Annotated in this window: 10 protein-coding genes; 2 read left to right on the forward strand and 8 right to left on the reverse strand. The window is 64.3% G+C overall.

Translation table 11 applies throughout. The annotated features are described in order from the left end of the window. Nucleotides 1–45 precede the first annotated feature (45 nt). The 7 genes from DMB86_RS16385 to glf form a co-directional block, all read right to left on the reverse strand. A complete protein-coding gene (locus DMB86_RS16385) occupies nucleotides 46–1,335 on the reverse strand; it encodes a nucleotide sugar dehydrogenase (RefSeq protein WP_113718726.1) in 1,290 nt (429 codons plus the stop codon). Between the two features lie 152 nt (nucleotides 1,336–1,487). After that, on the reverse strand, nucleotides 1,488–3,605 hold the full coding sequence (locus DMB86_RS16390; RefSeq protein WP_113718727.1) for an acyltransferase family protein: 2,118 nt from the start codon (nucleotides 3,603–3,605) through the stop codon (nucleotides 1,488–1,490). Continuing rightward, nucleotides 3,602–5,626: an acyltransferase family protein gene (locus DMB86_RS16395; protein ID WP_236783380.1), complete on the reverse strand. Its 2,025-nt coding sequence runs from the start codon at nucleotides 5,624–5,626 to the stop codon at nucleotides 3,602–3,604. The genes DMB86_RS16390 and DMB86_RS16395 overlap by 4 nt, the downstream gene beginning before the upstream one ends. Nucleotides 5,627–5,691: 65 nt before the next feature. Next, nucleotides 5,692–6,420 carry an ABC transporter ATP-binding protein gene (locus DMB86_RS16400; protein ID WP_113718729.1) on the reverse strand — a complete coding sequence of 243 codons (729 nt, stop codon included), beginning with the start codon at nucleotides 6,418–6,420 and terminating at the stop codon, nucleotides 5,692–5,694. A 1-nt stretch (nucleotide 6,421) separates the two neighbouring features. Continuing rightward, nucleotides 6,422–7,300, reverse strand: coding sequence for an ABC transporter permease (locus tag DMB86_RS16405; protein ID WP_113719644.1), 879 nt, complete (start codon nucleotides 7,298–7,300; stop codon nucleotides 6,422–6,424). 4 nt (nucleotides 7,301–7,304) lie between these two features. Further along, the gene (locus DMB86_RS16410) at nucleotides 7,305–9,317 is read right to left on the reverse strand and encodes a glycosyltransferase (protein WP_418202284.1); all 2,013 of its coding nucleotides are present in this window, start codon (nucleotides 9,315–9,317) and stop codon (nucleotides 7,305–7,307) included. Further along, nucleotides 9,314–10,498, reverse strand: coding sequence for a UDP-galactopyranose mutase (gene glf, locus DMB86_RS16415; protein WP_236783341.1), 1,185 nt, complete (start codon nucleotides 10,496–10,498; stop codon nucleotides 9,314–9,316). Before glf ends, DMB86_RS16410 begins: the two co-directional genes overlap by 4 nt. A gap of 444 nt (nucleotides 10,499–10,942) precedes the next feature. Between glf and DMB86_RS16425 the strand changes: the two genes are divergently transcribed. After that, the gene (locus tag DMB86_RS16425; protein ID WP_171814530.1) at nucleotides 10,943–15,454 is read left to right on the forward strand and encodes an FHA domain-containing protein; all 4,512 of its coding nucleotides are present in this window, start codon (nucleotides 10,943–10,945) and stop codon (nucleotides 15,452–15,454) included. Nucleotides 15,455–15,463: 9 nt separating this feature from the next. Here the strand turns inward: DMB86_RS16425 and DMB86_RS16430 are convergent, their stop codons facing one another. Then, nucleotides 15,464–15,820 carry a hypothetical protein gene (locus DMB86_RS16430; protein ID WP_113718733.1) on the reverse strand — a complete coding sequence of 119 codons (357 nt, stop codon included), beginning with the start codon at nucleotides 15,818–15,820 and terminating at the stop codon, nucleotides 15,464–15,466. Nucleotides 15,821–16,201: 381 nt separating this feature from the next. On the opposite strand from DMB86_RS16430, the gene DMB86_RS16435 reads away from it, so the two are divergent. After that, a complete protein-coding gene (locus DMB86_RS16435; RefSeq protein ID WP_038469266.1) occupies nucleotides 16,202–16,450 on the forward strand; it encodes a WhiB family transcriptional regulator in 249 nt (82 codons plus the stop codon). The last annotated feature ends 295 nt before the right edge of the window (nucleotides 16,451–16,745 follow it).

Raw genomic sequence — 16,745 nt, forward strand, 5'->3', positions numbered from 1 at the left:
GCTTGTACTCCTGATCGCGATCGGTTGGGGTGCCGGCCAGTTGCCTTAGGCCTTGCCGATGACGCGATAGGTGACGCCATCCCACTTCTCCGCCGAGCTTACCCGGCGGCCGTCGATAAAGACCTTCACGCCCGGCAGGTCCGCGGGCGCCAGCTCGCGGTACTCCGCGTGGTCGGCCTGCACCACGGCCGCGTCCACCGGCTCGCCGAGGTGGTACGCGTCGAAGCCCAGCTTGTTCAGCTCGGCATCGGTGTACATGGGGTCGTGGACCAGTGCGGTGCCGCCGCGGGTGCTGATGGCCTCGACGGCGTCGAACACGCCGGAGAACGCCGTTTCCTTGACTCCGCCGCGGTATGCCGCGCCCAGCACGACGACGCGTGCCCCGGCCAGGCTCCCGTAGGCGCCTTCCAGCAGGCCAATCGTGTAGTCGGGCATGTCCGCATTGGCTGCACGCGCGGCGCGGACCACGGTGGCGTCGGGATCGTTCCACAGGTACAGGCGCGGGTAGACGGGGATGCAGTGGCCGCCGACCGCGATTCCGGGCTGGTGGATGTGACTGAAGGGCTGCGAGTTGGACGCCGCGATGACCTGGTAGATGTCGATCCCGGTCTTCGCGGCGAAGCGGGCGAATTGATTGGCCAGGCCGATGTTGACGTCCCGGTAGGTGGTTTCGGCCAGCTTGGCCAGCTCGGAGGCCTCGGCGGAGCCCAGGTCCCACACGCCATTGGCGCGGTTCAGGTCCGGGCGCTCGTCAAAGTCCAGCACGGACTTGTAAAACTCGACGGCCTTGGCGGCGCCGGCGTCGGACAGGCCGCCCACCAGCTTGGGATACTTGCGCAGGTCCTCAAAGACCCGCCCCGTCAGCACCCGCTCCGGGGAAAACACCAGGTGGAAGTCCTTGCCCTCCACCAGGCCGGAGACTTCTTCCAGGGCCGGCTTCCAGCGGGTGCGGGTGGTGCCGACGGGCAGCGTGGTCTCGTAGGACACCAGGGTGCCGGGGGTCAGGTGCTTGCCCAGCTCGGCCGTTGCGGCGTCCATCCAGCCAAAGTCCGGCTTGGCGTCCGAGTCGACGAAGAGCGGCACCACCAGGACCACGGCGTCGGCGCCGGGGACCGCCTGGGCGTAGTCCGTCGTCGCACGGAGTTTGCCGGCCGGAACCAGCTCGGAGAGCTTTTCCTGCAGGTGCGCCTCGCCGGGGAACGGTTCGGTGCCGGCGTTGACCAGGTCCACCACGGCCTGGTTGACGTCCACACCCACCACGTCGTGTCCCTTGGAGGCGAACTGGACAGCCAGTGGCAGGCCGATCTTACCGAGTGCGATGACAGCAATCTTCACGTTTTACTAGCCTCTTCTTTTCGTTTCCGGGATCGTGCCTGGCATCCTGGCACCGCCGCGTTGTGTTATCAGAATATCGACCTTTCGCTGCGGTCCGGTCCAGGTGAGAGCCAAACCACGCCGGGCACTGCCACGCCGCGCCCCCCACACCGCTAGAGCTGACGCTCAATGTACGGTGCCATGAGCTTGGAAAACTCGCCGTTGAGGTGGTCGGCGTCATAGTAGACGGCGACGTTGCCCACCACGGCGTAGCACCTGCTGGCATCACAGAAATGATCGGTCAGGTCTATCAATTTCACGCGCGACGACTTCATGAGCCGCACCGCAGAGACAAGGGGGTCCGCGGGCTGGGCGGTTGTCCTTGGAACGGCACAGTTGAGGGGCCGAGAGGGGTTGAGCGCCACGCACCGCGGATCGCGGACGTAGCCGTTCAGGGGCGGGTCGGCCATGACGTAGACGGTGCTGCCAGCGGCGGTCCAGCGCCCCCAAAACTTCGGCAGGCCGGCGTCGTACTGGGCTTCCTGACTCAGTCCGGAGCCGTCGTCGACCATCTCCTTGCGGGAAAAGATGGAGTAAAAGACCTTGTCCGGCTTGTCGGCCGCGATCATGTTGGCGACGGACCGTGCCCCTGCCATGCAGGCAGCGTTCGCTGCGGGATCGCCCTTTCCGTGATACCCGGAGAAGCTGACGTCGGCGACGGGGCATCCGCCCAGGAGGGAATACGTCAGCTTCCAGTGGTCCTTCTTCGCCAACACCAGGAGGGCGGGCTTCCACTGTTCGGCGTGGGAATCCCCCGTCAGCCAGACCGTGGGTGCGTCCTTCCTTCCGCCCGAGAAATCGCAAAGGGTGACGGACTTCACGCCGGGCGCTTTTCTGGTGGGGTCGACGGCGCATTCCGGTGCCGATGCGTAGTACCGGTTGGCGGGACCCATGACGGTGACGGCGGCCGGTCCGAGGGCATTCGCGCAACCCTTTTGGGCAGGCAGGGCCGCCGGCCCAAGGCAGGGCCGGCCCATTTGTTGTGCCTGCACGGCCTCCGCCCGGCTTTCCTGCAGTGAGCCGCCCCATGTTATCCCGACGGCCAGCACGGCCAGGATGGCAAGGCCCGCGCCCATGCTGAGGAAGGTGGTGCGCGGGCGCCTGCCCAGGACCTTCCACGACTTGCCGCGGTCCTCCACGAACACCTTGGTCAGCCACGCCAGGGGGACGCAGAGGGCAATGATGCAGATCTTTGCCCAGGAGTTTAGCGGCGTCAGGAGAATGTAGGGTGCGACGACGATCATCGGCCAGTGCCACAGGTAGATCGAGTAGGAGACGTCTCCGACGAACTGGACCGGTTTCCAGGCGACCAGCGGGTGGAAGGGAACGCGTGTCCGGCCCGTGCCGCTGGCGATGACGGCGGTTGCGCCCAGGACGGGAAGGAGTGCCGCCCACCCGGGAAACTCCGTCTGCGGGCTGAAATACAGTGCCGAAGCGCCTATGGCGAGCCAACCCAGCACCGCAAGCAAATCCGCCAGCACCCGGGGAAGGGCCGCCTTGGCGGCAGCAATGGCCAATATGCCGCCCGCCGCAAACTCCCACACCCTCACCGGGGTGACGAAGTATGCTGGGTTCGGATTGTCCGCCGTGAAAATGATCGAGTACACCAGGCTCGCCACGCACAGCAGGGCCATTCCCGCCAGGAGGGTCCTGCGCCGGGCGCCAAGACGGGCGCCGAGGCGGTACAGGCCAAAGAGGACCAGGGGCCACAAGAAGTAGAACTGTTCTTCCACTGACAGGGACCAATAGTGCTGGGCAATCGTTGCCTGGTTGTTGATGGCCGAGTAGTCGATGGACTGTCCTGCCAGGGACCAGTTCTCAACGTATAAGGCGCTTGACATCACTTCGCGTGCGGTTGGCTGCCACTCGGAGTATGGTACCCAGATCGCCACGGCCAAGGTTCCCGCGCCAAGCACGATGAATGCGGCCGGCAGGAGCCGCTTGATGCGCCGGGCATAAAAGCGGGCAAGGGACAAGGTGCCGGTTCCAAAGATCTCCTTGGCCAGGTGCGAGGTGATCAGGAAGCCCGAGATGACAAAGAAAACGTCGACGCCGATGTAGCCGCCGGTGAGCCGGTTGGGCCACAGGTGTGTCAGGACCACAAGGGTCACCGCGACTGCCCGCAGCGCCTGGATGTCCGGCCGGAAGCCCGCGCGCCTGGGCGTTTGCAGCCCTGGCGAGGATTTGTGCGGCCTGAAAGTGTCCACGTGGCCAACAGCCGACGCACTCATAGACCGAGCGCCTTCTGCAGCGGAATTTCAAGTGTTTTCACAAACGTCGCCGTCATGTGGTTGTCGCGGTAGACAAGAACATTTCCCACCACGGGCGCACACGACTTATTGCGGCAAAAATATGCGCGCAGATCGACGACCTTCGTTCCCGGGACGCGCTCGGCCGCCTGAACGAGCGGGTCCGGGGTGCTGTTGGGGCCGCTTTCATCCACTTGGCACAATTTGGCGGATGCGCCATGGCTTGCAACACAGTCAGGCAGCGACAACCCCGGGTAGGGAAGGTCCCTGATGATACTGACCTTGATCCCTGCCCGGTGCAACGCGTCAAGATTGTGTACGTAGCCGTCAACTAGGTCCGGTTGGCTTTTCCAGTTCCAGGCGAGGGCCTGTCTGTAGCCGTATGGCATCATCGCTGACATGACGACCAGTTGGGGCTTCATGGCGAGGATCTTATCGAGAGACCGGGCGTTCTGTGTTGAGCAGTCGGTCAGCGCACCGTGGACAGTAATGGGAGGAACGGTTGCAAACGGGCAGCCGTTGCGGACCATTGTCCGCAACGTCCAGCCATGCCTTTCCCCGATCGCGGCGAGTGCGTCACTGTACTGCCCGGCGTGGGAGTCCCCCACGAGCACCACCGTCTTGGAGGCGTCGGGCGTTCCATAAACGCACTTGGTATCGTCAAGTTTCCGGGAATCGTAACGGGCGCATCCTGTCCTGGCCGTCAGTGGGATGTCTTTGGCCGCGACCGCCGGATCCGGAATGATCGGCATGCCGGCCGGAACCGGTGCCGGCGCTTTGGGATCGTAGGCCATGGCCCCAGGATAGGCGGGCCTGAGAGTCGCTTCCGCGAGCGACTCCGTTTTGGCCTGAACCACGGTCCACGGCACGGCGGCCCCCATGACGCTCATCGTCACCAGCACTGCCGCGAGTCCATAGGCGGCGCGATTTCGGACAACAGGGCGGTACCTGCGTCCGCCTGCCGGCCTGACCGGTTTCCCAAAACGAAACCGCTGCTCGATCTGGTGGTAGGACAGCGACGCCAGCAGCAGGCTGAGCACAACAATTCCCGCACTACCCAACGGGCCGGGTGTGCGGCCCCTGACTTCCAAGTAGAAGACGATCACAGGCCAGTGCCAAAGATAGAGAGAGTAGGAGATATCTCCGAGGTAGGTCACGGGCCGCAAGCCCAAGCAGGCAGCAACGCCCCAGCGCCTGGCCCCGGGCGTCGTCGCTCCGGCGGTTGGCCCCATCCCGGACCCGATGATCAGCACCGTCCCCAGGACAGGCAAGACGGCAACGTATCCGGGAAATGCCATGGCCGTTTGAAACACCAGCGCACTCGTGACCACTGCAGCAAATCCCAGCCATCCGCCTGCAATCCGCAGCACACCGGGCACCCCTATTCGCGGCAGCACGAGTGCCGCGATGCCACCGACACCGAGTTCCCAGATGCGGGTGGTGGTGGCGAAATACGCGATGTCGTGACTTTGCACGGAAAAGATGGCGGAATAGCCCAAAGAGACGGCCGACACCAGTATCAGGACAACCAGTGAAGCGGCAATGGCACTCTTGCCCATGATCCGCCCGCACGCCACAGCCACGATCAGCAGCAACGGAATGAACAGATAAAACTGCTCTTCAACGGCCAGGGACCAAAAGTGCTGGACGGGAGAAACCAGCGAACCTGCGGCTTCGTAGCTTCCGGCGCTGAAGGCCAGGTTCCAATTTTGCACCTGCAGGGCGGATGCCACGACATCTCTCGCCACGTCCTGCCATCGGCTCTGTGGCAGGATCACGATGGCGGCTAGCATGGTCGCCAAGAGCACCGCAGTGCTCGCCGGCAGCAGGCGCCGGATTCTGCGGGCATAGAAAGACAAGAGCGGGACAGTGCCGGTGCGCGAGGCACCGTGAACAAGCGAGCCGACAATGAGGAATCCGGAGATGACAAAGAATATGTCGACGCCGATGAATCCGCCTGTCACCCTCTGCGGAAACAGGTGATAGAGGATGACCAGGCCCACCGCCAAGGTGCGCAGGCCCTGGATATCAGGACGGAGAGACGCCCTGGCTGCGGCAGGTCTCCCGGTCACTGGCCGCGCAACTTGGCGACGGCGTCGTCAATCGCACCGTCGAACGTGACGTTGCCATGATCCAGGACCACGCCGCGATCGCAGATCCGCGACACCAGGTCCAGGTCGTGGCTCACCACCACGAGGGTGCGACCCTCGGCTGCCAGTTCCTGGATCTTGGCGATGCACTTACGCTGAAACGGCTCGTCACCCACCGCGAGGATTTCGTCGACAAGGAAGACTTCAGGATTCGTGTGGACTGCAACGGAAAAAGCCAGCCGCAGATACATGCCCGAAGAGTAGAACTTCACCTCGGTGTCGATGAACTGGCCAATCTCGGCAAATTCAATGATCGACTCAAAGGCTTCGTCGATCTGCTGTTCGCTCATACCCAGGATGGCGCCATTGAGATAGACGTTATCGCGGCCGGAGAGGTCATGGTGGAATCCGGCCCCGACCTCAATTAGTCCTGCGACTTTCCCGCGCGTTCGCACGGTTCCGCTGTCAGGAATCATGACTCCCGAGATGTGCTTCAAGAGGGTCGACTTGCCCGAACCGTTGAATCCAAGCAGCGCGACTGTCTCCCCCTGTCCCACCACCAAATCTACGTCCTTGAGTGCATGAAATTTCTCGGACAGATCACCCTTACGGCCCTTAATCAGCCAAATGAATGCTTCCTTCAGGGACCGGGTGTGGCGTAGCACAAACTGCTTGCTAATGCCCTTGACTTCGATTGCCGTTGCCATGTTAGAGCTCCTGTGCAAAGCGGCCCTCAAGCCTGCGGAATGTCAGCTGGCCCCACAGCAGGACGGCAGCGGACACCAGCAATCCGACGGGAATCCAGAGGGACAGGAGGTGTGGCGGAATGCCTGCGGAACCATCGGTCGTCGGGAGCCAAAAGGCGTAATGGAAGGTCTCCACCGCGATCGTGATGGGGTTGACCTGGTAGATGGCGTACCACGTTTCACCAAGTTTGTGCTGGACCATGGTCCAGGAATACATGACGGGAGACGCCCACGTGGCAATCATCAGCAACATGTCCACGAAGTTCTCCGAGTCCCTGAAGTAGACGTTGGCTGCGCCGAACAAAAGGCCAAGCCCTGTGGACAGCAGTGCGACAATGATGAAACCCGCTACTGCCGCGAGCACGTGGATCAACGATGGGTGCCAACTGGAGAAGAGGCAGGCCACGACCAGGATCAGTAGCTGTGGGAAGAAGTGCACCGCCGAAACCCACACCGAGGCGACCGGGAATAGCTGGCGCGGCAGGTAGATCTTCTTGATCAACCCGCCGTTCCCGACGATCGACCTGGAAGCGTTCCCCAACGCTTCCGTGAAGAAGTTGATGAGGATGATGCCGGAAAACAGGTAGATGGCGTAGTTCGGCAGCCCGGACTTATTGGTGGGGCTCTGTTCGAGTCCCAGAAATACGCCAAGCGCCAGGTAAAAAACGATGAACTGCACGCCCGGCTTGACATAGGACCAGATGATGCCGAGGACCGAGCCCCGGTAGCGGACTTTGAGTTCCTTGCGAACCAGCAGCTTCAGCAGAAAGCGCTCACGGTAGACGTCTGCCAGGCCGCCACCGGTTCCGGGACGTACCAGCTCCTCATTTGACGTGTCCAAGAAATCAGTCTTCACTGAATTCGCTATGTTCGGCGAAAGTCTTCTCCCACGCTTCAAAGGACGTTATGCCTGGGAGGGCATCACGATACTCCTGCTTCAGACGCGGCCATTCACGCAGCACCTCGCCGTGGACCTTGACACTGTCCATGAGGAGCTTGCGAACCAGTTTCGGGTCGCGTTTGTACCAGGACGCGGCGCTTCCCTCCGCGTTGCTGACGATCGCGCTGTCAAACTGCGACATACGCCACCATTTGTTGTCCTGATGCGCCACAACGACTTCCGGATGCTGCTGACGCTGCTCGCTTACGGGGGTGGCAACCTGGCGGATCACATTCTTGGCCAGCCAGGGGGCCAGCTTGACGAGCGTCGGGACGGAAAAGCCCTTCCCCTTACGCGGCAGTTTGGCCAACGCGACACTCGGGAAATCGTCGACGTCGGCCTTGAACTGCGTCTCCGAGTACCCGGCCGCCATGGCCCGGATCTCCGGCAAGCGGGTGGGCAGCATGGGGTGGAGGCCATCGGGTCCCTTCATCAGGTCCCGCAGGGCGTCGATGCGGCCTTGGACGGTGTAATACTGCATGGAAATGTTGTGCTTGAGGTCCAGTTTCAGCGAGTTTTCCACCAGTCCTCCGCCGTATTCATAGGGGCTGTGGAGCAGCGCATAAATGAATCGGTTACGCGTGTGGAAGTAGGACTGCCAACCAACCATGTCGTCCTTGTCGATCCACGAAACGTGCCAGACAGCGGCGCCCGGCAGGGACACCGTAGGGTAGCCGGCGGCCTTGGCTCGAACGCCATACTCGGCGTCGTCCCACTTGATGAACACGGGCAACGACAGGCCAATTTCACTGATCACCCGGGTCGGGATCAGGCACATCCACCAGCCGTTGTAGTCCACGTCGACACGCCGGTGCATCCAGGCCGTCTCACGCAGGGTTTCCTGCGAGAAGTTGTGGCGCATTTCCTGCTCCGGGTTGGGCTCGGCCGGCCCGATAACGTAGGGGTTGACCACCTCGCCGAAAGTGTGGAGCACATTGCGGTCGTGAAGGTCGAACATGTGACCGCCCACCAGGGTCGGTTTTTTGCAGTAGTCGGCAAAGACCGCAAGTCGGGTGATGCTCTCCGGCTCCACCACGACGTCGTCGTCGAGCAGCAGGACATAGTCGCTGCCGTTCTTCACGGCCTCGTACATGCCCCGGGCAAAGCCCCCGGAGCCCCCCAGGTTTTCCTGGTTGATGATGCGCAGCTTCCCGCCCAGCGCAGCGGCCGCGTCCGCAAAGCCGTCCGCGTCCGCGACCTTCCGGGTACCCTGGTCGACAACCACGACTTCCTGGACAGACTTCAGTGCCTCGGGGTGGGCCCCAAGGATGCTCAGGTTGTTAATGCAGAAGTCCGTCTTGTTCAGCGTCGTGATCTCAACGGTAATGGTCCCGTTGGCCCGTGGTTCCTTATCCGTCAGCCACTCCGCGCCGCGTACGGCAACGGGCTCCACGCCGGCCGTAACGTCGAACCAATACCAGCCACCATCGCCAAAGGGGGCCAGGGTCAGGTCAAAGGTACTTTCCGCGGCTCCTGTCACCCTAGCTGTCTCTACGTGCTGGAGTGAGCCACGGGCGTTCGACTTGTACACGGAAACGGTTCCCGGCCCCTCGGTAAGCACCCGAAGTCGGACTTCGCGCAGCGAAGTCCAGCGGCGCCAGTAGCTCGCGGGGAAGGCATTGAAATAGGTGGAAAAGGACAGCCTTTGTCCCGGACGCGCAGACGATTCCGTTCGTGAAACCACATCTTCAAAGCTTGCCGTATTGGCGCCGTCGGCCGTGCGGGCGGATTTGGCCTGGCGTTCGCCGCGAACAGTAGTCGGCGCGTCGCCAAATGCGCCAACTGACGACCCCGCGTCGAGGTACAGCGGCAGCGTTTCCTGGTCCGCGTCGCCGGGCATGATGACCCGCTGGAGAGTGCGCCAGCTGCGGGCGTCGGAAGCCCCGTCCAATTTTTCCGTCCTGGTTGCTACGCTCACGCGTCAACTCCTCCGCTTTGCAGCTTCGCCCCGCCGGTGAAGTGCGGTTTGATCTTGTTATCAAACATGCTCAAGGCGGACCCGATGGCCATGTGCATGTCGAGGTATTTGTAGGTGCCCAGCCGGCCGCCAAAGAGCACGTCCTGCTCGCCGTTGGCCAGGTCCCGGTAGGCCAGCAGCTTCTTCCGGTCGTCGGCGGTGTTGACCGGGTAGTAGGGCTCGTCGCCCTTCTGAGCAAAGCGCGAGAATTCGCGCATGATCACCGTGGCGTCCTTGGTGTACTCCCGCTCCGGGTGGAAGTGGCGGAACTCGTGGATGCGCGTGTACTTCTGCTCTTCATCCGGGTAGTTCATGACGGCGCAGCCCTGGAAGTCCTCGATGGGCAGCACTTCCTGCTCCAGGTCGATGGTGCGCCATGAGAGGTCGCCCTCGGCATAGTCGAAATAGCGGTCCACGGGGCCGGTGTAGATGACCGGGATCTGGCCCAGGACTGCCTTGCGGCCGTATTCCCCGGCGTCGAAGAAGTCCGTGTTCAGCACCACTTCAATGTTCGGGTGGTCCGCCATCCGCTCGATCCACGCCGTGTAGCCGTCCACGGGCAGGCCCTCGTGGGTGTCGTTGAAGTAGCGGTTGTCATAGTTGTAGCGCACGGGCAGCCGCGAGATGATCGACGCCGGCAGGTCCTTGGGATCCGTCTGCCACTGCTTGCCGGTGTAGTGCTTGATGAACGCCTCGTATAGGGGGCGGCCAATGAGCTGGATGCCCTTGTCGTTCAGGTTGGCCGGATCGGTACCGGCCAGCTCGCCCGCCTGCTCCTGGATCAGCGCGCGCGCCTCGCCGGGGCCCATGGCGGAACGGAAGAACTGGTTGATGGTGCCGAGGTTGATGGGCATCTGGTACACCTCGCCGTTATGGGCGGTGTACACCTTGTGCTGGTAGCTGGTGAACTTGGTGAAGCGGTTCACATACTCCCATACGCGCTCGTTGGAGGTGTGGAAGAGGTGTGCGCCGTAGCGGTGCACCTCAATGCCTGTCTGGGACTCTTTCTCGCTGTATGCGTTGCCGCCGATGTGGTGGCGGCGGTCCAGCACGGCCACCTTCAGGCCTAATTCCGTGGCAGCACGTTCTGCAATGGTCAGGCCGAAGAAACCCGATCCGACGACGATTAGGTCAGCGTTCACAAACTCTCCTGTGTTCCTTGCGCGGCGGTTTACAGGCACAGCAGTGCCACGCCTACCGTCCTAGGTTACCTGAACGTTATCCAAAGCCTCTCCGCGGAGCCTATGACCCGTGGCACGTTTGACCACTTCATTCCTCCACATACGGAGTCGGCGGAGGCCTTGTCGACAACGGTCGACGCCGGACCTTCCGGGCACGTCCCGCCCGCCTAGTCTCAAAGGACACGGAGGTTTGGCAGCCTTCTGCATGTTTGGAAGGGAGTGGCGGTGCGTTTGGAAATCACGGCTGTGGCCGGTCCGGGAGCGCGACCCTTTGAGCCCCTTGAACTGAGCGTTTCGCTGCCGGAGGGTTCGTTTTTTGGCAGCTCGCGTTCAGGCAGTTCAGATCCGGAGCGGTCGCCTGCCGACAGATTACGTGCGGACAGTTCGCTTGCCGAGAGTCCCCCCGTGGTCAATGGCGGAGGCGCGGCAGTCGCGCACGCCCTTCACGCGCGCTGGCCGGATGCTGCCTTCACGGTGGCCGGCGTGCCTCTCGGCAACCTCAGCGCGGGACGACGGCCGCTCACGGACGGCGCGGTCGTCGTCGTGCATGGAAGGGCCGGTCCACCGCCGGACAGGCCTGCGGCCCCACGCCCCTGCGCGCCGGCGGTGCTCGCAGTTCACTCCGGTCCGGGCGCGGGCCTCCTGTTCCCCCTGCATCGCGGCACATACAGTCTCGGGCGCGGCCACTGCCGCATTGCCATTGCCGATCCAACCCTCTCCAGGCACCACGGAACGTTGGCCGTCGGCGAGCGCGGCGTGACCCTGTCGGCGGCGCCGGGCTCAACTGGATTCAGCATCCTGCGCGGATGGCGGGAAAATCCCCTCGTGGCCGCCGTGCCGGTGAAGGGAATGGCCACGATCGACGCAGGCGACCTCATACGTTGCGGAATGTCCGGGCTTGTCCTGGCATTGGCGCTGCCTGCGGCCGTCGGGAGTGGGCGCGGGGGATCTGAAGCTCGCGGTTGCGGTTCCGCCCCGGACTCCGACGATGCGCGGGGCAGCGCGGACTATTCCGGCCTCCTCGACGTGGCCGCGCTTGCTCCCGTGAAGCTGTCCGGCGCTGCCGGGCCTCCACGCGGCCGCTGGGCGTCACTCGCGGCCGGTCTGGTCCCCTTGGCAGCGGGCGTGCTGCTTGCCTGGTTGACCGGTTCGTGGATGTTCCTGGCCATGGCCGCCATGGCCGCGCTGGCCGTCATTCCGCCGCTGTTGGGCGGCCTCGGACAGCGTCGTGCTTTCCGCGCAGGGGTGGTGGCCGCGTCCGTGCAGGATGCGGTCCGCCGCTTGGCGGTTTTCCCGGGCGCCGATGTGCTGGTCGCGGCCGCGCTGGGCCCGGGTCCGGGTCCGCCGGAGCATGGCGGCCCGGTACCCGGTCCTCGAGATCCAGGCCGCAGGGGAAAGCCGCCTCTGGATGCTGGTCCGGGGACTGCGGGCATGCAGGCATCAGGACGCCCGGACAGGCACGTCGCGCTCCGTGTGGGAACGGCCGATCAGCGGGCGGCGCTTGAGCCGGTGGCCGGCAGCCCCAGTTTCAAGGTCCCCCTGTCGAGCGCGCTGCCCGTCACCGTGGAACTTGGTCCGGTTCCGGTGCGGATTTCCGGTGCCGTGGGCCCGTTGCGCGTGCTGCTTCACTTTGTGTTGATGCAGTTGGACGCTGCAGCCGTGCCGGTGGTGCTGTTGGGTCCGGTGGCCGAGCTTCCCCTGACGGCGAGATTTCTACCGCTGACTGTGCTGGCCTGCAGCCACGCCGCGGCTGGTTTGGCCATCCAGGGAACGGCGACTGATGCGGGTTTCGCTGCAAATGAGGCCTCCGGCCCTGGACCGGGCGCCCCTGCAACGCGCACGGGTGCTGCCCCGGCGGCCCCGGACTGCGTGCTGGTGTCCTTCGAGGAGGATCCTGACGAAATTCGGAGGCTGTACCCCGGGATCCCGTCCATCCATTTCGCCCATCATATTGCCGAGGGAGGCGCCGGGGACCCCGATGTGCGCCTGCACAGCCAGGGGAACGGTTCCTCCGCGCGGTTTGGCGCCGTGGCCTTTGTCCCGGATGGGGTGCCGGCTGCGATCTTCGACCAATACGCGCGTGCCAGGGCGGGCTCAGGCAGGCCTGCACTGGCGGAGGATCCTCTCGCCTCCTGCTGTGTCCCGCTACCCGAAGCCAGCCACCCGCAATTCGTGGCGGACGCCTGGAAAGTCAACGCAGTTGGTCCTCTCAAGCCGGTTCCCGTCGGGCGGTCCGTCACAGGGCATGAAAACTTCAGCTTCGCGGACGACGGCCCTCACCTGCTGGTGGGCGGCACCACAGGCTCAGGCAAATCGGAGTTTCTGCGCACGCTGGCGGGAAGCCTGGCGCTTACCCACTCCCCCGCGGACCTGCAATTTATCCTCATTGACTTCAAGGGCGGAGCCGGGCTGCGACCCCTGCAGAAGTTCCCGCATACGTCTGCCCTCATCACTGACCTCGACGGCCGCGGAATGGACCGCACTTTGGCATCCCTGCGTAGCGAGATCCGGCGGCGTGAAGCCGTGTTGAACCACGCAGGGACATCCGACGCCGACGCCTACCGTGCCGGGACCGGCGCCTTGGGGACCATAACCAGTGTGGATGTCGAACGCGGCGCCCGCATGGCCCACCTGGTCATCATCATCGACGAATTCCGGGTGCTCGTGGACCAGTATCCGGACGCCATGACCGAGCTCATGCGCATCGCGGCTGTGGGCCGGTCGCTGGGAATCCACCTGGTCATGGCAACCCAACGCCCGCAAGGCGCCGTAAGCACGGACATCCGGGCCAACGTCACTTCCTCGGTGTGCCTTCGCGTTCAGACCACCTTCGACTCCCAAGACGTCATCGGATCCGGCGTTGCAGCATTCATCGGCGTCGACACGCCGGGACGGGCCTTTATCAGCCGTGCCGGAGGCACTCCCACCGAATTCCAGAGTGCCACACTGAGGCTTCCGGCAGCCCGTGGCCACGTGCCTCCCGTCGCGGAACCGGCTGCCGACCGCCTGCGTCAGCAGGCCAACCGCACAACGCTTGCCCTGCCCGGCGATGAAGCGGGTCCGCAGAGCGGCGATGGCCGGTGCCCTGCATCGGCCGGACCCGAACCACAAGGCAGTGCCATGGCGCACAGCAACACTGACGCCGTTGCCGGCCTGCTCACAGCCGCATGGACGATGCTCGCCCAGCCGTGCGGTCCAACTGCACCCGCTGCCTGCACGGCCGCTCCAACGCCGCACTCTCAACGGCCGCCGGCGTCGGCAGTGGACACGCAGCAAGACCATTCAGCGGACAGTCAGGCGCCGCCACAATCTGGCAGCCAGCCGCCACAACCTGGCAGTCAGACGCCGCCGACGTACGTCGACACCCCTCGTGTCAGGTGGAGGGCGGCGCCGGCCATCGTGGCCCCGGAACTTCCCGCCAGACTTGAGCTGAGCTACGTGCAGGTCCGGCTCGTGTCGGACAGCGAGGCTGGAGACCACGCTGGAGCGGCGGGAGGCCCCGCCGACCGGGCGGGCGCCGGAACCATCCTGCCAGGAAGGGGCGCCGGCGCTGATGCCGTGCTGCTGGGGCTGGTGGATGTGCCCGAACGCCAATTGCTGGAGCCGCTGATGTGGTCGCCGTCGACGCATTCCCACGTGGCGTGCATAGGCACCCGCGCGGCGTCGTCGTCCGGAGTCGGGCTTCTCGCAGCCCAATTGCTGGCCGCCAACGCCGGCAGGGCCGACGCTCCGCCGCAATATTTCTACGTCCTGGACGGGGACAGGTCGATGCAGGCCCTCTCGCGCAGCCCGTGGGTTGGCAGCTATGTGGGGCCGTCAGACCTCCGTACCGCGGCACGCCTGCTGCAGCGGTTGTCCGAGCGCGCCACTTCGACGGAAGCCCACCTTGCGGTGTTTGTCAGCGATTGGGGGCGCTGGGTGGCCGCTTTCCGATCGAGTCCCTGGCCCTGGGCAGAAGACTCGGTCACCGCGCTGGTGCGCCACAGCCGCCCCAATGTGGCCGTGGTCCTGGGCGGCGACCGCGAAGTGCTGACAGCTCCCTTCATGGCGGCCCTTCCCAACCGCCTGTTCCTACCCTTCGGAGCCACTGCCGAGTCCCGGCTGATGTGGCCCACCATGCCCCGCTTCGCCCCGCGGCCCGGCAGGGCGGTCATCTTCGGCCCGGTCAATGCCGCAGCGGCACAGGGGGCGCCGGACGATCCCCATCTGGCCCAACTGGGCGAGGCGGACGGAGACCGCGTGGCGAAACTGCGTCAGCGGGCGCCTGACACTGCCGCCCCGCCCCTGGTCGTGAGGGCCCTTCCGGATGTTCTCAGCCTGGCGGACGCCAGGCTCGCCATGGGCGACGCCGACCGGGTGCCGGGCGCAAAGCAGGCCTCAGGAGAAGGGCTGAGGGGTTCAAACACGGACTCCGACACAGCAAGACATTCGACGCCTGGAACGCAGGGTCTGCCGTCGATCACGGTGGGGCTTGGCGGGGACTGCTGCACGCCCGTCACGTTGCGCCTTGCGCCAGGGATCGTCCTGCCGGTGCTCGGTGGGCCAGGCTCCGGCAAGTCCACGTTCATGGCTGCGGTCCGGGAACTCAACGGCGCACCGGAGCGAATTTTGTGGGTCGACGACGCCGTGTTGCTGGCGCCCGACCAGCTGCAGGCCGTATCGCGGCAGGTGGCGGCCGGGAGTTCAGCGCTGGTGGCCGTTCCCAACCATCTGCCTTCCCTGGCAAGGCTCCCGCTGGAATGGGGCCTGCGCAATGCCGAACAAGGCATCGTCCTCACCCCACGCAGGCAGCAGGATGGGGAATTGTTCGGTCTGCGTCTCGATACGGCCGGATCGGAACCTCGAGGCCGTGCCGTGCTCGTCGACCACGGGCAAACAGAGTGGTTCCAGTTCCCCCGGCAGCGGAACGGAAATTGACGTCACCGGCTACAGAAGCTGTTGACCCCCTCCTGCGCGCAAGGAGTAGGCGACCACCCTGGGCGTGAACAGGTAGTAGATCACGGCAATCGCCGGCACCCCCATCACCAGGCCCGTCAAGGTGGAACCATTGAGCAGGGCGGGAACGGCAATCGCCACCATGAGCAGCTGCCAGACGAATGCCGCCGACCGGGTCCACCGGAAGCCCTTGAACGCGTTGACGGAGACGGCAGCCAGCCCCGCGGCGAGTGCAAAAACCAGCACGATCAGGAAGACTGTGCCGGCGATGGAAATTGATGGCTGGTTGAAGGCGGCGAAAGTGAAGACGACACCGGCCACCGCGAGCGCGAGCGCCTGAAGCCCCACGATACTGGCGATTACATAGACTCCGAGCGGCCTGCGCGGTGCACCTTCATTTTCACTCCCACCGGGCCCACCGGGCGGGGAGTTGTCCCGCCGCCTTGGATCCGGCTGTTCCGCGGGGTTCATTGGAGGTCTTGACACAACTGCACCTTACCGGAGATAGTCGGCGAAAACCCGTGTCCGGCCGCCGGCTGCGGCTCCTCGTGTGACGCATCGCTCACGGTCCCGTGCCAATAAAAGCACCACAACCCCTTGTTTACATGGAGTTAACATGACACGCTTAACTCAATGACCTAAAGGGGCCGACAGCGGCCCCTTTCTTATGTGGCCTAACGTGAAATATTTCACAAATAACCTTACCTTCTAAAGGAGTGAGTGATCAGCATGGACTGGCGTAGTCGCGCAGCCTGCCTCGACAAGGACCCGGAATTGTTTTTCCCGGTGGGAAATACCGGCCCGGCCCTGTTGCAGATCGAGGAAGCCAAGAGCGTGTGCCGTCGTTGCCCGGTCATCGACACCTGTTTGAAGTGGGCCATTGAATCCGGCCAGGACGCCGGCGTTTGGGGCGGCTTGAGCGAAGACGAGCGTCGGGCCATGAAGCGCCGCGCCGCCCGCGCCCGCCGCGCAAGCTAACACGCCGTTCCATAAACTGACCCGCAATAGCGGTCGAAAAATTGACGATTTTGTCGTTTTTTCGACGACTAATGCGGGTCAGTTGTTTAAGCTCCGGCGGGAGGGGCGGCGGGTAGCATGGGCTGCCCGGAATGGGCTTGTGGCTCGGCTCGGGGATGGGTCCCAACTTCGGCCAGGAGAGGCGGGTCTCGGCATGCGTGTGGACCGGGACATGCGCATCGTGGCCGAGACATTAGCACGCGGGCCATATGCGCCGACCGGCTCCGGACTTATTCTTGTAGGGGACGGGATACCA

The organism is Arthrobacter dokdonellae (genome assembly GCF_003268655.1).
Classification (GTDB): domain Bacteria; phylum Actinomycetota; class Actinomycetes; order Actinomycetales; family Micrococcaceae; genus Specibacter; species Specibacter dokdonellae.